Consider the following 15,912-nt stretch of genomic DNA (forward strand, 5'->3'; position numbering starts at 1 on the left):
AATCACACCCGAAGGCGTAATCAGAACAATCAAAAGACTAGAGTCCGAAAACCTAGCGATGCCGAACACCAGCAAAAAAATTCGCTGTTGTTCAAAATGTCCACTCCTCAACCGGGGGTATGAGAAGCGGAACCAACAAAAATATTGGCACTGACATTCATCGACACACTATTGAGTTCTCAAAGAACACACGCACACACATCCGACCCGACACTCAGTCGAGGTTTCCGTGCGGCAAGGGTTCGTACTATAGCTCAGGCATCCCATCCGGAACAAGTCCCGCAAGTGGTGACCCTGAGCACACGATCAGTCAGGCGCTCATCGTACTACCTCGTGTCTCAGCCGGGGCCGAGTCGGTGTCCGTGTCGCTCTGACTCGAACTAAGTTACGTGCTGCCGAACACGAAGTCAAATCGCCTGGTCAGCAGGCTATTTCGGCGTACCCACGCGTTCGACCTGTCCACCGAGGGCTTGCATCTGCTCCACGAACTTGGGGTAGCCGCGGTCGATGTGGAACACGTCGTGCACCTCGGTGACGCCGTCGGCGACCAGACCGGCCAGCACCAGCCCGGCTCCGGCACGGATGTCGGAGGACCACACCGGTGCGCTGGACAGTCGGGGGATGCCACGGACCACGGCGTGGTGGCCGTCGGTGCGGGCATCGGCGCCGAGCCGGATCATCTCTTCGACGAAACGGAAGCGCGCCTCGAAGACGTTCTCGGTGATCATCGAGGTGCCGTCGGCGATGGCGGCCAGGCCGATGGCCATCGGCTGCAGGTCGGTGGGGAACCCGGGGAACGGGAGCGTCGCGAAGTTAACCGCGCGCGGGCGCTCCGGCTGCACCACCCGGAAGCCGTTGGGCTCGTAGGAGATTCGCGCACCGGCTGAGCGCAGCTTGTCCAGCACCAGGGCCAGGTGCTTCGGGTTCACCCCGGTGACGCGCACGTCGCCGGTGGTCATCGCGGCGGCGATTCCCCAGGTGGCGGCCACGATGCGGTCGCCGATCACCCGGTGCGTGGTGGGGCGAAGGGTCTTGACGCCCTGCACGGTGAGTACCGAGGAACCGGCACCGTCGATCCGCGCACCCATCTGCGTGAGCATGGTGCACAGGTCGACGATGTCGGGCTCGCGCGCCGCGTTGTCGATGACCGTCTCCCCCTCGGCGAGCACCGCCGCCATGAGGATGTTCTCGGTGGCGCCCACCGACGGGAAGTCGAGCCGGATCCGCGCGCCCTGCAGTTCCTCGGCCTTGGCGACCACGCATCCGTGCTCGATCTCGCTGGTCGCACCGAGCAGGCGCAGACCCGCCTGGTGCATGTCGAGCGGACGCGAACCGATCGCGTCGCCGCCGGGCAACGCGACGACCGCGCGCTTACAGCGGGCCATCAGCGGACCGAGCACACATACCGAGGCACGGAACTGGGTGACCGCCGGGAAGTCGGCGTGATACTTCGGCTCCGGCGGGGTCACGATCGTCACCACCGAGCGGTCGCCGCTCTCGTCGTCGGAGATCGTCACATCACAGCCGAGGCCGCGCAGCACCTCCGCCATCAACGGGACATCGAGGATGTCCGGGCAGTTGGTGATGGTGGTTGTGCCCTCCGCCAGCAAAGCGGCGGCCATCAGCTTCAGCACGCTGTTCTTCGCGCCGCCGACCGCGACCTCGCCGACGAGCTGATTACCGCCGGAGACCAGAAACCGTTCGCTCACCCCGCCAGCTTATCGACCGATGCGCCATGACACGCCCCCCTGTCACCAAACCGGTCGGATCGAGCCGGAACTCGTGCCCGCCGAGCCGCTTTCGCGCTAGCGTCCGCCGCCCGGCTGCCACAGCACGTCACCCTCGGGGTTGGTGTAGCGGCTGAGGATGAACAGCAGGTCCGACAGTCGATTGAGGTATTTCGCGGGCAGCACGCTCGTGTCGTCCGGGTACGCGTCGACCGCGGCCCAGGCCGATCGTTCGGCGCGTCGGGCAACCGTCCGCGCGGTGTGCAACAGCGCGGCCAACGGTGTGCCGCCGGGCAGGATGAACGAATTCAGTGGCGCGAGCGACTCGTTGAACTCGTCGCACCACGCCTCGAGCCGGTCGATGTAGGACTGCGTGATACGCAGCGGCGGGTACTTCGGATTCGCGACCACCGGGGTCGACAGGTCCGCGCCCGCGTCGAACAGGTCGTTCTGGATCTGGCGTAGCACCGACAGGATCTCGGGCGCTGGCGTACCGAGGGCAACCGCCACACCGAGCGCGGCATTGGCCTCGTCGCAATCGGCGTAGGCGACCAGGCGCGCGTCGGTCTTGGCGACTCGGGAGAAATCGCTCAGGCCCGTTGTTCCGTCGTCACCGGTTCGGGTGTAGATCCGGGTGAGGTGGACCGAGGATCGAGGCTGGGAGTCGTCCGGCATCTCAGATCGGGCCCTTTCGCTTGGCACGGTCCGACGGCCGCGACTCCATCCACGACAGAAAAGCCGCCATCGATCCGCGGTCCAGTGCCAATTCGAAGCTGGCGTGCGGGTCGGTGACGGCTACCACGACGATGTCGTCGGTCATGATGTCGAACTCGTCGCCTTGCGGGCGCCTGCGTTCGACGATTTCGAGGCCCTGACGATGAATCGTGCTGTCCGGGCCGAATTTGAGGCTGGTGAGTTTGAAGAAGACGAGCCGGTCCTCGTCGTAGCGGATGAGCCCGTGCCGCCAGCCCTGGCCGCCGCGCGCGGGCAGCACCCGCAGCAGCGCGGCCGTCCCGCCTCGGCGCAGCATCACCAGCCGGTAGGTGGAAGCGCCTGCGATGAACACGAGCGTCAGCACCAGAATGATCAGGAGAACCATCCCGGTTTGCAATGCCGTACGCCCTTTCGCTCCACGCGGGTGCCGTGGACACCCCTGTCATATTCAATCACGGCGGCCGGAAAGGGTTCCGCTCGGATCCGTCGTTCGCCGGATAAAACACTGTCGGCGGTGAACTCCAGGGAGTTCACCGCCGACAGTGTTTGTCGCTGTTTCGCGATCAGGACGCCGTGGTCGCCTCGACGGCCCGGACCTGACCCTGCGCCGCGCGCAGCTGCGCCTCGTCGGCGTCCGCGTCGGCGAGCACCTTGCGTGCCGCGTCGACATCGACCTCGCCCGCGAGATCGGCCGACTCGGCCAGCACGCGAACGGTATCGGCGGTCACCGAGAAGAAGCCGCCGTGCACCGCGGCGACGATCCGCTCGCCCTCGGTCGGCACGATGGTCACCGTGCCGCCCTCGACGAGCTGACCGAGCAGCGGCTCATGGCCCGCCATGATGCCGATCTGGCCCTCGGTGGTCTGCGCGCTGACGAACGAAGCCTGGCCGGACCAGAGCTTGCGTTCGACAGCCACGAGATCGACCGTCATCGTCCTGGAGTTGGACTCTGCCATCGTGGACTACTTTCCGGCGATCTTCTTCGCGGCGGCCTCGACGTCGTCGAGTCCACCGCAGGAGTTGAACGCCTGCTCCGGGAAGTGGTCGAACTCGCCCTTGCAGACCCGATCGAAGTCGTCGATGGTCTGCTCCAGCGGCACGACCGAGCCCGGCTGACCGGTGAACTTCTCGGCCACGATGAAGTTCTGGCCGAGGAACTTCTCCAGACGACGGGCGCGACCGACGAGGACCTTGTCCTCTTCGGAGAGCTCGTCCATACCGAGGATGGCGATGATGTCCTGCAGCTCCTTGTACTTCTGCAGGATCCGCTTGACCTCGTTGGCGACCCGGAAGTGACGCTCGCCGACGATCGAAGCCTCGAGGATACGAGAGGTCGAGGTCAGCGGGTCGACGGCCGGGTAGATGCCCTTCTGCGAGATCGGGCGCGAAAGCTCGGTCGTCGCATCGAGGTGGGCGAAGGTGGTCGCAGGCGCCGGGTCGGTGTAGTCGTCGGCGGGGACGTAGATCGCCTGCAGCGAGGTGATCGAGCGACCACGGGTCGAGGTGATGCGCTCCTGGAGCTCACCCATCTCGTCCGCCAGCGTCGGCTGGTAACCCACGGCGGAGGGCATACGACCCAGCAGGGTCGAGACCTCGGAACCGGCCTGGGTGAAACGGAAGATGTTGTCGATGAAGAGCAGCACGTCCTGGTGCTGGACATCGCGGAAGTACTCCGCCATGGTCAGCGCGGACAGGGCCACGCGCATACGCGTGCCCGGCGGCTCGTCCATCTGGCCGAAGACGAGGGCGGTGTCCTGGAGGACGCCCATCTCTTCCATTTCCAGGTGGAGGTCGGTGCCCTCACGGGTACGCTCACCGACGCCCGCGAACACCGAGGTGCCGGAGAACTCGCGAGCGATACGGGTGATCATCTCCTGGATCAGCACGGTCTTGCCGACACCGGCACCACCGAACAGACCGATCTTGCCGCCCTTGACGTACGGGGTCAGCAGGTCGATGACCTTCACACCGGTCTCGAGCATTTCGGTCTTACCCTCGAGCTGGTCGAAGCTCGGGGGCTTGCGGTGGATGCCCCACTGCTCGCCGTCGCGGCCGAGGCCGGGCGAGTCGAGGCAGTCGCCGAGGGCGTTGAACACGTGGCCCTTGACGATGTCACCGACGGGCACCGAGATCGGCTTGCCCGAGTCGGTGACGCTCGCGCCACGGACCAGGCCGTCGGTCGGCTGCATCGAGATGGTGCGCACGATATTGTCGCCGAGGTGCTGGGCGACCTCGAGGGTCAGGGTCTTGGCCACCGACGCGAGCTTGATGTCGGTGTTGAGAGCGTTGAACAGCTCGGGGATGGCGCCACGCGGGAACTCGACGTCCACGACGGGGCCGATGACACGGACGACGCGGCCGGCGGTTTCGCCCGCCTTCTTCGCGTTGTCCTGAGTGACAGCTGCGGTCATTAGATTGGTTCTCTTCCTGCGCTTCTAGTCGCGGTCCGAGCTCGACGCCAGCGCGTTCACGCCGCCGACGATTTCGCTGATTTCCTGCGTGATCTGGGCCTGACGCACCGAGTTCGCCTCGCGCTGGAGCACACTGGCCAGCTCGTTGGCGTTGTCGGTCGCCGCCTTCATTGCGGTGCGCCGAGCCGCGGACTCGGATGCCGCTGCCTCGAGCAACGATGCGTAGATTCGCGTGTTGACGTACTTGGGCAGCAGCGCGCCAAGCAGCACATCGGCGTCCGGCTCGAACTCGTACTGCGCCGACACGACCACGTTCGGCGAATCCGACATGATGTCGTCGCCGAGCTCGTAGTTCTCGTCGACGAAGCTGACCTGGATCGGCGCCAGGCGGCGCACCTCCGGGGTCTGGGTCAGCATCGAGACGAACTTGGTGTACACGATGTGCAGCTCGTCGACACCCGCCATGGTCCCACCGTCGAGCGAGGGAACCTCGCCGTCGGCGCCTGCCATGAAGGCCTCGACCAGGTGCTGGCACGCGGCCGACGCATCGGTGTACTTCGGCTGCTGCGAGAAGCCGGTCCACGACGCCTGGAACGGGCGGTTGCGGAACTTGTAGTACGTGAGGCCCTTGTTGCCCATCACATACAGCACCGGTTCCTTACCCTCGCCACGCAGGGTGGTCATGAGCTCCTCGGCGCGCTTGAGCACGTTGGAGTTGTAGCCACCACACATACCGCTGTCGCTGGTGATCACCAGGACAGCGGCCCGCCGGGCGTTGGCACGCTCGGTCAGCAGCGGGTGCGACAGGTTCTTCGAGGCGCTGGCCAGCTCACCGAGGACCTTGGTGATCTCCTCGGCGTACGGCTTGGCGGCCGCGACCCGGGCCTGGGCCTTGGAAATTCGCGAGGTCGCGATCAGTTCCTGAGCCTTGGTGATCTTCTTGATCGAATTCACACCACGAATGCGGGAGCGCAATTCGCGCAAACTTGCCACTACGATTCACTCCCTTCATTCGCCGTATCGATAGTTGCCGACATCAGTGCTGACCCGGCTTACTTGTCGACGTGCTTGCGGGTGACCGACAGCGACTCGACCTCTTCGTGGTCCAGATCGCCCGCGGCGGCCTCGTTCACCACGCGGCTGCCGTCCGAAGCAAGGAAGCCCTGCTTGAACTTGTCGGTCTCGGCCTTGATGGCGTCGGCGGCCTCGCCGTCGAGCGGCTTGCGGCCACCCTCGAGCGCGTCGAACGACGACTGGGTCACGCTGTGCAGGTGCTCGAGCAGCTCGGCGGTGAAGCGACGCACGTCGCCGACCGGAACCGAGTCGTAGTAACCGGCGTCGACCAGGTAGATCGAGACGACCTGATCCTCGACGGCGACCGGCGAGTACTGGTTCTGCTTGAGCAGCTCCACCCAGCGGGCACCACGCTCGAGCTGAGCCAGCGAGGCGGCGTCCAGGTCGGAGGCGAAGGCGGAGAACGCCTCCAGCTCGCGGTACTGCGCCATTTCCAGACGCAGCGAACCGGCGACCTTCTTCATGGCCTTGGTCTGGGCGGCGCCACCGACACGGGAGACCGAGGTACCGACGTTGATCGCCGGGCGGACACCCTTGTTGAACAGGTCGGACTCGAGGAAGACCTGACCGTCGGTGATGGAGATGACGTTGGTCGGGATGAACGCCGAGACGTCGTTGGCCTTGGTCTCGATGATCGGCAGACCGGTCATCGAGCCGCCGCCCATCTCGTCGGACAGCTTCGCGCAACGCTCCAGCAGACGGGAGTGCAGGTAGAAGACGTCACCGGGGTACGCCTCGCGGCCCGGCGGACGACGCAGCAGCAGCGAGATGGCGCGGTAGGCCTCGGCCTGCTTGGTCAGGTCGTCGAACACGATGAGGACGTGCTTGCCCTGGTACATCCAGTGCTGGCCGATGGCCGAACCGGTGTAGGGGGCCAGCCACTTGAAGCCTGCGGAGTCCGACGCGGGGGCGGCGACGATGGTGGTGTACTCCATCGCGCCGTGCTCCTCGAGCGCGGTCTTGACGCCCGCGATGGTGGAGCCCTTCTGGCCGATCGCGACGTAGATGCAGCGGACCTGCTTGGTCGGGTCGCCCGACTCCCAGTTCGCCTTCTGGTTCAGGATCGCGTCGACGGCGACGGCGGTCTTACCGGTCTTGCGGTCACCGATGATCAGCTGACGCTGGCCGCGGCCGATGGCGGTCAGCGCGTCGATCGCGGTGATACCGGTGGCCAGCGGCTCCTCGACCGGCTGGCGCTCCAGCACGGTCGCGGCCTGCAGCTCGAGCACGCGGCGGTCGTCGGCTTCGATCTCGCCCAGGCCGTCGATGGCCTGACCGAGGGGGTTGACGACGCGGCCGAGGAACTTGTCACCGACGGGAACCGACAGCACGTCGCCGGTGCGGCGGACCTGCTGGCCCTCTTCCAGCGAGGCGTACTCGCCGAGGATGACGGCACCGATCTCGGTGTCCTCGAGGTTCAGCGCGACGCCGAGGACGCCGCCCGGGAACTCGAGCAGCTCGTTGGCCATCGCCGACGGCAGACCGCTGACGTGCGCGATGCCGTCACCGGTGTCGGTCACAACGCCGACTTCTTCGATGGAGGTTTCCGGGGTGTAGCTCTGGGTGTAGCTCTCGATCGCGCTACGGATCTCGTCGGAGGAGATCGTCAGCTCCGCCATGTTGTTCCTGCTCTCGCTGTGGTCTCGAATGTCGGGGGTTGGGAAGTGCTTCGTGCGCGTCCGTTCAGGACATCGCGCGGCGCAGCTTCTCCAGTCGGCCGGTGGCGCTGCCGTCGATGACGTCGTCTCCGACGCGCACGACGACGCCGCTCAGCAGCGTCGGGTCGACCTGCACGTGCACGGTGACCGCCTTGCCGTAGATCCGCTGCAGGGAAGCCGCCAGCTTCTCCTTCTGCTGATCGGTCAGCGTGACCGCGGCGTGCACATGGGCGACGATCTGGTCACGACGGGCCGCCGCCAGATCGGACAGGGCGTCGAAGGCGACGCCGATGTTGTTGGTCCGCAGCCGGACGACGGCCTGCTCGGCGAGCGCGGCGGTGACCGGCTCGGTCTTGCCGTTGAGCAGCCGCTCGATCAGCTCACGCCGCGCCGAGGCGGGCTTGCCGTGATCGGACAGTGCCTGCTCCAGCTGCGGGTTGTCGGCGATGATCCGGCCGAGCCGGAACAGCTCGTCTTCCACCGCGTCGAGCCGCCCGCCGTCGGCGGCGGACTCGAGCAGAGCCTCCTGCCCGAGCAGCTCCAGGGTGTCGACCAGGTCGCGGGTACGGGACCAGTCCTGCGCCACGGCGGTGGTCAGCACTGCCTGCGTGGCAGCGCTGACCTTGCCGCCGAAGATCCGCTCGCTGAGTTCAGCGCGCGCCGAACCCGGCACCGAGGCGTCCGCGAGCGCCACACGCAGCGAACGCTGGTCGTCCAGCACGGCGACAACGGCGAACAGTTCCGACCCCGTTGTGGCCGCGACAGTTTCGCTTCCGGTCAACGCGGCCCGGAGCGCCTCGCGAGACCGGGCACTGGCCTCGCGGCTCGCTGCGTACATGCTTCTCACTTTCGCGTCGCTACCTTCCGACCCCGATGGCGTCGGTGTCGTCGAGCTCCTTGAGGAACTTGTCGATCGACGCCGCCTGCTTGGCTTCGTCCGAAACCGACTGACCGATGATCTTCTCGGCCAGCTCGACGGCCGTGCGGCCGACCTCGGAACGCAGCTCCGTCAGGATCTGCTGGCGCTGGGCTTCCAGCTGGGAGTGACCGGCGGCGACGATGCGGTCGCTTTCGGCCTGGGCGTCCTGGCGCATCTGCGCGAGGATCTGCTGCCCCTGGGTGCGCGCATCCTCACGGATACGTGCGGCCTCGAGCCGGGCGTCGGCCAGCTGCTGCTGGTACTGCTGCAGCGTCTGCTGTGCCTCGGCCTGGGCTGCTTCGGCCCTGGCGATACCGCCTTCGATCTTGTCCGTGCGCTCTTCGAGGGTCTTGGTCACACGTGGGATCACGTATTTCCAGAACAGCAGACCGATGACGATCACACAGACGATCGACCAGACGATGTCGTACGTTGCGGGGACGAGAGGATTCACATCCTCTCCCCCTTCGGCGGCGAGCATCATGATTTCGCGCATCGGAATCAGAAGATGAAGCCGGCGACGAGGCCGATCAGCGCCAGGGCTTCGGTGAACGCGATACCGAGGAACATGGTGGTGCGGATCTGGCCGGACAGCTCGGGCTGACGCGCGATGCCCTCGATGGCCTTACCGACGACGATGCCGACGCCGATGCCGGGGCCGATCGCAGCGAGGCCGTAGCCGATGGCGCCGAAGCCCTTGAAGGTGCTCTCGGTGTTCGCGGCTTCCTGGGCCAGGTAAGCGAGGCTCATGAGTCTTCTTTCCCTTTCTGTTGCTCACCCGCCGGTCGGCGTGTGCAGCAGGTTTGGCGGTATGTAGGTGGTTCGGTCGGGTCTAGTGGTCGGCAGCGTGCTGCGACTGGCCGATGTACACGGCGGCCAGCAGCGCGAAGACGTAGGCCTGCAGGAAGATCACCAGCAGCTCGAACAGCGTGAAGCCGATGGCGGCCAGCAGCGAGAAGGGCGAGAAGACCTTCATCCACGCGGTCGCGTCGAACAGGAAGAACCAGGTGGCGCTGAAGAACAGCACCAGCATGATGTGGCCGGCCAGCATGTTAGCCATGAGACGGACGGTCAGCGTGAACGGCCGCAGGATGAAGGTCGAGATGAACTCGATCGGAATCAGCAGCACGTGCAGCGCGATCGGCACGTCGGGGACGACGATGCTGTGGCGGATGTAGGAGAAGAATCCGTACTTCCTGATGCCCACGTAGTTGTAGACGATGTAGACGATCGCGGCGAGGACCAGCGGCATGCCGATGCGCGCGTTCGACGAGATGTTCAACCCGGGAATCACACCGGAGAAGTTCAGAAAGAGAACCGTGAAGAAGATCGTCGCGAGCAGCGGGAGGAACTTCTTGCCGGATTCTTTGCCGAGCACCTCGTCGGCGATCTGCTCCTTGACGAAAACCACACCGGCTTCCATCACATTCTGCAGGCCGCGCGGCACGATCTTCGGTGAGCGGAAAGCCAGCACGAAGACGGCCACCAGAACGGCGGTCATCAACAGCCGGACCAGCATCAGGCGATCGAGTTCGAACGGCGTACCCTCGAACAGCACCGCTGGAGGGAAGAAGTCGGACAGCGATGGCGCGTGGAACTCGCCCGCCGCCAAAGTGATGACGCTCAGCGTTCTCTCCCGTGTTCGGGCCGCGGGTACGACTGTCATTCCCGCGGTTCGATCGGACATTGACGATCAATGGGGGTCGACTTTTGTCGGCTCGAAATTCGACAGCCGCTGATACGAGGGATACCTGTATTAGCTTCTGTACGGGCGTCGGCGACATCGTCGACATGCTTCAACCGGGCACATTCCACCCGGATCGGCAGTAAGCATAGCGGCCCGGGGTGGGATCTCGGTGATCCCCCCTTGGTAACCCGAGGCATAGCCCGAATCCCCGGACCGCGCCCCTAGCTTGGGTGCTTGCTTACCAACACTTTACCAAGCTATCTACGACAGTGCGTAGCTGGGTGGGATTATTCCTGCTCGGAAGCCGTTTCGCTGTCTCCCGCGCGTGTCGTGACGTACGGGACCTTGTGTCGCACAACGCCATAGGTCTCGGCGCCGAGCACGATCAGCAGGGCTCCGACCACGGTGAAGAACAGCGCGGGCCTGCTGTAGAAGTCGAACTGGTTGAGCACGCCGACGACGACGAGCACCACCAGCAGTTTCGCTACCCAGCCGACCAGCATGACCATGCCCGCCATCTGCGGCGGCAGCTTCGCGCCGAACAGCACCGAGACCACGGTGGTGAGGATGAATCCGCCGCCGATCGCGGCACCGAGCAGCGCGCCCCACAGGCCGGGCATCCCGGCGAGGAGGGTGGCGATCACCACCGACGCAACCACGAGCACGCCGAGGCCGATCAGGCCGTAGCGCAGCGCGGCACGCAGCGGGGCGTCGGGGCCTGGCACGGTTTCGGGTGTAAAACTCACGGCCCGCACTTTACCAAGCGGTCCGGAGTCAGTGCTGGGCCGACTCGGTCCGGCGCATCGAGGGGATCACCGTCACCACCAGCGCGAACACCAATCCGCCCGCCACCAGCAACACCACCAGGCGCCGGTCCATCAGCGACGTTCCCACCGCGCCGAAGGCGAGCACACCGACCCATAAATAGATGAGCAACACCACGCGCCGCTGTGAATGTCCGATCTGTAGCAATCGGTGATGCAGGTGCATTTTGTCCGGTGTGGAAAAACTCACGCCCGCGCGCACGCGGCGCACGATCGCCAGCAACAGATCCAGCACCGGAATGAACATCACCGCACCGACCAGCAGCAGCGGCGAGAGCAAACCCACAATGTCGCGCGGGCCGTAGCCCTGCAGCGGAATTCGGCCCGACGCACCGGTGGAAACCGCAGCCAGCATCAATCCGATCATCATCGACCCGGTATCGCCCATGAAGATTCGGGCCGGGGAGAAATTGTGCGGCAGAAATCCGAGACACGCCCCGGCCAGCGCGGCGGCCAGCAAAGCCGGTGGATAGGTGTCGACCGAGCCGCCCTGGTCGTAGAGCAAACCGACGGAGAACGCGAAAACGGCCACCGCGCAGATCAAACCGAGGCCCGCGGCCAAGCCGTCCAATCCGTCGACGAAGTTCATCGCGTTGACGAGGGTGACGGTGATGCCGACGGTCACCAGACCGCCCTGCAGCGCGTCGAGCACGACGGTCGAATCGTTGAACGGGTCGTAGATCACGTACCAGCTCAGGCCCATCACGGCCATTACGCCCGCGGCGGTGACCTGACCGGCGAATTTGGTGAGCGCGTCGAGCCCCCAGCGGTCGTCGACGATGCCGACGAGCACGATGATCGTCGCGGCGACGAGCACGGCCGGAATATCGGGCGCGTAGTCGAATCCGCGTCGTAGCGCGGGCAATTGGTGCGCGAACAAGATCGCGGCGACGACGCCGACGTACATGCCGACGCCACCCATCCGGGGAATCGGTTTGACGTGCACATCGCGTTCACGCGGAATCGCCACGGCGCCGAAACCGATGGCGAGCACCCGGACACCGCCGGTGGCCAGGAAGGTCACCGTCGCCGAGACGAGCAGCACGAGCAGGAGCTCACGCAGGGGAACGACTGAGCTCATCGCAGGCGGGCGATCACCGGTTGGTGGAGCTGGTCAGGGCATCGGGTGCCATCCCGAGGACCTCGGCGATGTCGGCCGATGGCACCGCGCCCTCCCGCAACACCCGAGGTTGGTCCGCGGTGAGGTCGACGATCGTCGAGGCGACGGCGTGCTCGGCCGGTCCACCGTCGAGGTACACACTCGCCAGCGAGCCGAGCTGTTCGCGCGCCTGTCCGACGGTGGTCGCGGGCGGCTGCCCCGACACGTTGGCGCTCGACACCGCGAGCGGGCCGACCGCGCGCAGCAGTTCCAGTGCCACCGGGTGCAACGGCATGCGCAGCATCACCGTTCCTCGAGTGTCGCCGAGGTCCCAGGCCAGCGAGGGCGCCGCCTGCACGACGAGACTCAGCGCACCCGGCCAGAACGCCCGGATCAGCTCGCGCGCCTGCGGGCGTACCGAGAACACGAGTCCGTCGATGGTGTGCCACGAGCCGACCAGCACCGGGACCGGCATATCGCGACCGCGCCGCTTGGCGGCAAGCAGGTCGGCGACAGCGGACGAGTCGAAAGCGTCGGCGGCGATGCCGTAGAGGGTGTCGGTCGGCATCACGACGAGGCGACCCGACTTCAGCGCACTCGTGGCCGCGGTGATCCCCGCGTCCCGAGACGCCTCATCGGCACAGTCGTAGACAGTACTCAAAGCTGTCCGCCTCCTCCGCGTACTCTTTCCGGTCTTTAGCTGCGGGCAAGAGTGTAGCCCCCGGTCCGAGGGCCGAGACCCGAGGGACTTTTCGGCCCTGAACGCGCGGTTAGCCAAATAATTGCCATGTGGCGCGATGCCCCGCTACCCGCACCGCGACACCCACATTCAGCTCGGCTGCCGTACACGGCCCCGCCGAGTAGCCGACATCGTCGGCGCGGGGCCACACCCTCGAGGATGGGGGTGAGCCCCGGGCCGCATCCAACTGGGGCGAGGGGCGACCCCGCACACCACCCAGCGATGAGGGAGCGATCGCCGCCCACTCAGAAGGGTATCGGTGCTATAGCCGGACAGCGCCCGACGGGCGGGCAAGAATCACCTGCCTGTCTGTGCACGCCCCCTGGTAGCGGCCTGTCAGGTGTTCGAGGGGCGACGCGCGGTGACGAAGCGTGGCTTGTCGGCGAGGTCGGTGTGTTCGGCGATGTCGGTGAGGTCGGCGGCCGAGAGCAGGGCCGCCACTCCCCCGCCGTTGGTGTCGTCGTGTTCGACGGCGGTGGCGCCACCGGGGCGCAGCAACCGGGCGATCGTGGGGACCATGCCGCGGATGACGTCGAGACCGTCCGGACCGCCGAAGAGGGCACGGTGGGGGTCGTGGTCGGCGACTTCGGGGTCGAGGACCGCGTCCTGCGGGATGTAGGGCGGGTTGGCGACGACCAGGTCGGCGCGGGCGGTGAGGTGTTCGACCACGAACGGGTCGGTGACGTCACCGGAGTGCAGGGTGATGGGGGTGTCGCCCGCGGCGATGCGCGCGTCGGCGTTGCGGCGGGCCCAGCGCAGCGCGTCGGGATCGAGTTCGACGGCATGCACATCGGCATCCGGGCGAGCCTGCGCGATGGCCAGGGCCAGCGCGCCCGAGCCGGTGCACAGGTCGACGACGATCGGTGCGTGTGCGAACCGCCGCGACTCGAGGTAGCCGAGTGCCCAGGCGAGCAGCAACTCGGTTTCGGGGCGCGGCACGAACACACCGGGACCGACAGCGAGGTCGACCGCACCCAGCGGCGCGGTTCCGATCAAGTGCTGCAACGGGATTCGCGTCGCGCGCTGATCGACCGAGTGGTCGATGCGGCCTGCGGTCTCGGCGTCGATCATCGGGATCAGCGCCAGTCGCATGCGATCCACGCCGAGCGCATGTGCTGCCAGCATCTCCGCATCGAACATCGGCGAACCGACACCAGCCTCGGCCAACCGTCCGGCCGCGGCAACGACCAAGGGGCGCAACGGCACTCGCTCGGTCGCCGCTTCGGGCACGCTCACGGCACCCTCCGTTCGGTCATCGCGGGCCGGGCGGCCGGGTGCGAGGTGCGACCGAGTCGCACCCCCACCCAGTGGAGTTGCCGCGGCGACCGCCCGCGGCCCCGATCGACCGCCGTCCGCCCGACTCGGACCGCAGTGCCGCACGCGGGCGCCGAGTCGTTCGCACGCAGACCGGCGCCGAGCGAAATCTCGCCGACCGGCGCGTGACGCTCCATTACTCGGCAGCCATCCGGGCCTCGCGGTCGGCTTTGCCGAGCGCGTCGAGCAGCGCGTCCATGTCACCGTCGAGGACGGCGTCGAGGTTGTGCGCCTTGAACCCGATGCGGTGATCGGCGATCCGGTTCTCGGGGAAGTTGTAGGTGCGGATGCGCTCGGAGCGGTCGACGGTGCGGATCTGGCTGGCGCGACCGGCCGCCGCCTCCTGCTCGGCCTGTTCCTCGGCCAGCGCCTGCAAGCGCGCGGCCAGCACCTGCATGGCACGCGCCTTGTTCTGCAACTGGGAGCGTTCGTTCTGGCAGGTCACCACGATGCCCGAGGGCAGGTGGGTGATGCGGACGGCGGAGTCGGTGGTGTTCACGCCCTGACCGCCCTTGCCGGAGGACCGGTACACGTCGATGCGCAGGTCGGTCTCGTCGATCTGCACCTGCTCGACCTCGTCGGGCTCGGGGTAGATCAGCACGCCCGCGGCCGAGGTGTGGATGCGGCCCTGCGATTCGGTCACCGGGACGCGCTGCACGCGGTGCACGCCACCCTCGAACTTGAACCGCGACCACACGCCGTCGCGCGCGGCGTCGCGGCTCTTGATCGACAGCGTCGCGTCCTTGTATCCGCCCAGGTCGGAGTAGGTGACGTCGAGCGTCTCCACCTTCCAGCCGTGCCGTTCGGCGTAGCGGATGTACATGCGCGCCAGGTCGGCGGCGAACAGCGCCGATTCCTCGCCGCCCTCGCCGGACTTCACCTCGAGCACCACGTCGTCGCCGTCGTGCGGGTCGCGCGGGGCCAGCAGGTCGGCAAGGGCCTGCTCGAGTTCGGCCAGCTGGGCTTCCAGGCCGGGCACCTCGGCGGCGAAGGTGGCGTCGTCGGCGGCCAGCTCACGAGCGGCCTCGAGGTCGTCGCGCACCGCTTCGAGTTTGCGGTAGGTGCTCATCACCGGCGCCAGCTCGGCGAACCGCTTCCCCACCCGGCGTGCCGCGCCCGCGTCGTTGTGCAGCGACGGATCGGCCAGCTGCGTCTCCAGGCCCTGGTACTCGGCCAGGATGTCGTCGATGGCGGACGGGGCCGTCGGATCGGCCATGCGGTGAACTCCTACTTGGAAGAAGACGGCTGGAAGTCTTTCCAGGCCGAAGGCCGTTCTCGGCCGCCTCGATCTGGACTGAGCGGAGGGTGCGACGAAGGAGTGCCCGGAGGGGAAGATCGAGGCCGACCGGGCCGAGAGCCCGCGGCGCCCGCGCCGCCAATGACAACGCCCGGCCTGCGAATGCAGAACCGGGCGTCGGGGGAGGCAACTAGCTTTCGGCGTCGGCCTTCTTGGAACCGGCGCGCTTGCCGTAGCGAGCCTCGAAGCGAGCCACGCGGCCGCCGGTGTCGAGGATCTTCTGCTTGCCCGTGTAGAACGGGTGGCACTGCGAGCAGACCTCGACCGTGATCTGGCCGGACTCCTTGGTGGAGCGAGTCTGGAAGGTGTTGCCGCAACCACACACGACGGTGGTGTCGACATACGTGGGGTGGATTCCTGCCTTCATGGGCGTCCTCTCGATAATGGTCGCCGGGTCGTATCCCCATGGAGTGGAGTACGTGAACCGGAACCGACTAGGCGGGATGTCT

Annotated in this window: 17 protein-coding genes; all 17 read right to left on the reverse strand. The window is 66.6% G+C overall.

What is annotated here, in order from left to right:
* Positions 1 to 428: 428 nt before the first annotated feature.
* Positions 429 to 1,709, reverse strand: a complete 1,281-nt coding sequence (gene murA / locus NC7_RS10585; protein WP_067981430.1) for a UDP-N-acetylglucosamine 1-carboxyvinyltransferase — start codon at positions 1,707 to 1,709, stop codon at positions 429 to 431.
* Between the two features lie 96 nt (positions 1,710 to 1,805).
* A complete protein-coding gene (locus NC7_RS10590) occupies positions 1,806 to 2,402 on the reverse strand; it encodes a cob(I)yrinic acid a,c-diamide adenosyltransferase (RefSeq protein ID WP_067981433.1) in 597 nt (198 codons plus the stop codon).
* Between the two features lies 1 nt (position 2,403).
* The gene (locus tag NC7_RS10595; RefSeq protein WP_067981434.1) at positions 2,404 to 2,826 is read right to left on the reverse strand and encodes a DUF2550 domain-containing protein; all 423 of its coding nucleotides are present in this window, start codon (positions 2,824 to 2,826) and stop codon (positions 2,404 to 2,406) included.
* Between the two features lie 178 nt (positions 2,827 to 3,004).
* The gene (locus tag NC7_RS10600; protein WP_370465737.1) at positions 3,005 to 3,373 is read right to left on the reverse strand and encodes a F0F1 ATP synthase subunit epsilon; all 369 of its coding nucleotides are present in this window, start codon (positions 3,371 to 3,373) and stop codon (positions 3,005 to 3,007) included.
* Between the two features lie 30 nt (positions 3,374 to 3,403).
* The gene (atpD, locus tag NC7_RS10605) at positions 3,404 to 4,852 is read right to left on the reverse strand and encodes a F0F1 ATP synthase subunit beta (RefSeq protein ID WP_067490436.1); all 1,449 of its coding nucleotides are present in this window, start codon (positions 4,850 to 4,852) and stop codon (positions 3,404 to 3,406) included.
* A gap of 24 nt (positions 4,853 to 4,876) precedes the next feature.
* On the reverse strand, positions 4,877 to 5,845 hold the full coding sequence (locus NC7_RS10610; RefSeq protein WP_067981438.1) for a F0F1 ATP synthase subunit gamma: 969 nt from the start codon (positions 5,843 to 5,845) through the stop codon (positions 4,877 to 4,879).
* Positions 5,846 to 5,904: 59 nt separating this feature from the next.
* A complete protein-coding gene (gene atpA / locus NC7_RS10615) occupies positions 5,905 to 7,545 on the reverse strand; it encodes a F0F1 ATP synthase subunit alpha (RefSeq protein WP_067981440.1) in 1,641 nt (546 codons plus the stop codon).
* 64 nt (positions 7,546 to 7,609) lie between these two features.
* Positions 7,610 to 8,422, reverse strand: a complete 813-nt coding sequence (locus NC7_RS10620) for a F0F1 ATP synthase subunit delta (RefSeq protein ID WP_067981442.1) — start codon at positions 8,420 to 8,422, stop codon at positions 7,610 to 7,612.
* A gap of 19 nt (positions 8,423 to 8,441) precedes the next feature.
* Positions 8,442 to 8,999, reverse strand: a complete 558-nt coding sequence (locus tag NC7_RS10625) for a F0F1 ATP synthase subunit B (protein ID WP_067490448.1) — start codon at positions 8,997 to 8,999, stop codon at positions 8,442 to 8,444.
* 5 nt (positions 9,000 to 9,004) lie between these two features.
* Entirely contained in the window at positions 9,005 to 9,253 is a 249-nt protein-coding gene (locus NC7_RS10630; RefSeq protein ID WP_067447672.1) for an ATP synthase F0 subunit C, read from the reverse strand.
* A gap of 82 nt (positions 9,254 to 9,335) precedes the next feature.
* Complete coding sequence (atpB, locus tag NC7_RS10635) at positions 9,336 to 10,169, reverse strand: F0F1 ATP synthase subunit A (RefSeq protein ID WP_225282119.1); 834 nt, start codon at positions 10,167 to 10,169, stop codon at positions 9,336 to 9,338.
* A 308-nt stretch (positions 10,170 to 10,477) separates the two neighbouring features.
* On the reverse strand, positions 10,478 to 10,936 hold the full coding sequence (locus tag NC7_RS10640; RefSeq protein ID WP_067981650.1) for a Cg1360 family ATP-synthase-associated protein: 459 nt from the start codon (positions 10,934 to 10,936) through the stop codon (positions 10,478 to 10,480).
* 28 nt (positions 10,937 to 10,964) lie between these two features.
* Positions 10,965 to 12,095, reverse strand: coding sequence for an MraY family glycosyltransferase (locus tag NC7_RS10645; RefSeq protein ID WP_067981444.1), 1,131 nt, complete (start codon positions 12,093 to 12,095; stop codon positions 10,965 to 10,967).
* A 13-nt stretch (positions 12,096 to 12,108) separates the two neighbouring features.
* Positions 12,109 to 12,774: an L-threonylcarbamoyladenylate synthase gene (locus NC7_RS10650; RefSeq protein ID WP_067981446.1), complete on the reverse strand. Its 666-nt coding sequence runs from the start codon at positions 12,772 to 12,774 to the stop codon at positions 12,109 to 12,111.
* Positions 12,775 to 13,188: 414 nt separating this feature from the next.
* Positions 13,189 to 14,088 (reverse strand): peptide chain release factor N(5)-glutamine methyltransferase, encoded by a 900-nt coding sequence (gene prmC, locus NC7_RS10655; RefSeq protein ID WP_236573297.1) that lies wholly within the window; start codon positions 14,086 to 14,088, stop codon positions 13,189 to 13,191.
* Positions 14,089 to 14,302: 214 nt separating this feature from the next.
* Positions 14,303 to 15,382, reverse strand: coding sequence for a peptide chain release factor 1 (gene prfA / locus NC7_RS10665; RefSeq protein WP_067981453.1), 1,080 nt, complete (start codon positions 15,380 to 15,382; stop codon positions 14,303 to 14,305).
* A 211-nt stretch (positions 15,383 to 15,593) separates the two neighbouring features.
* Positions 15,594 to 15,830: a 50S ribosomal protein L31 gene (gene rpmE, locus NC7_RS10670; protein ID WP_067981454.1), complete on the reverse strand. Its 237-nt coding sequence runs from the start codon at positions 15,828 to 15,830 to the stop codon at positions 15,594 to 15,596.
* Between the last annotated feature and the right edge of the window lie 82 nt (positions 15,831 to 15,912).

The organism is Nocardia caishijiensis NBRC 108228 (assembly GCF_001612825.1).
GTDB classification, from domain to species: Bacteria; Actinomycetota; Actinomycetes; order Mycobacteriales; family Mycobacteriaceae; genus Nocardia; species Nocardia caishijiensis.

Excerpts from the sequence above, each read along its gene's own strand:
- NC7_RS10590 (WP_067981433.1), bottom strand. The coding sequence starts at position 2,402 with ATGCCGGACGACTCCCAGCCTCGATCCTCGGTCCACCTCACCCGGATC.
- NC7_RS10595 (WP_067981434.1), bottom strand. The coding sequence starts at position 2,826 with ATGGTTCTCCTGATCATTCTGGTGCTGACGCTCGTGTTCATCGCAGGC.
- NC7_RS10600 (WP_370465737.1), bottom strand. The coding sequence starts at position 3,373 with ATGACGGTCGATCTCGTGGCTGTCGAACGCAAGCTCTGGTCCGGCCAG.
- atpD (WP_067490436.1), bottom strand. The coding sequence starts at position 4,852 with ATGACCGCAGCTGTCACTCAGGACAACGCGAAGAAGGCGGGCGAAACC.
- atpA (WP_067981440.1), bottom strand. The coding sequence starts at position 7,545 with ATGGCGGAGCTGACGATCTCCTCCGACGAGATCCGTAGCGCGATCGAG.
- NC7_RS10620 (WP_067981442.1), bottom strand. The coding sequence starts at position 8,422 with ATGTACGCAGCGAGCCGCGAGGCCAGTGCCCGGTCTCGCGAGGCGCTC.
- NC7_RS10625 (WP_067490448.1), bottom strand. The coding sequence starts at position 8,999 with ATGCGCGAAATCATGATGCTCGCCGCCGAAGGGGGAGAGGATGTGAAT.
- NC7_RS10630 (WP_067447672.1), bottom strand. The coding sequence starts at position 9,253 with ATGAGCCTCGCTTACCTGGCCCAGGAAGCCGCGAACACCGAGAGCACC.
- atpB (WP_225282119.1), bottom strand. The coding sequence starts at position 10,169 with ATGACAGTCGTACCCGCGGCCCGAACACGGGAGAGAACGCTGAGCGTC.
- NC7_RS10645 (WP_067981444.1), bottom strand. The coding sequence starts at position 12,095 with ATGAGCTCAGTCGTTCCCCTGCGTGAGCTCCTGCTCGTGCTGCTCGTC.
- prfA (WP_067981453.1), bottom strand. The coding sequence starts at position 15,382 with ATGGCCGATCCGACGGCCCCGTCCGCCATCGACGACATCCTGGCCGAG.
- rpmE (WP_067981454.1), bottom strand. The coding sequence starts at position 15,830 with ATGAAGGCAGGAATCCACCCCACGTATGTCGACACCACCGTCGTGTGT.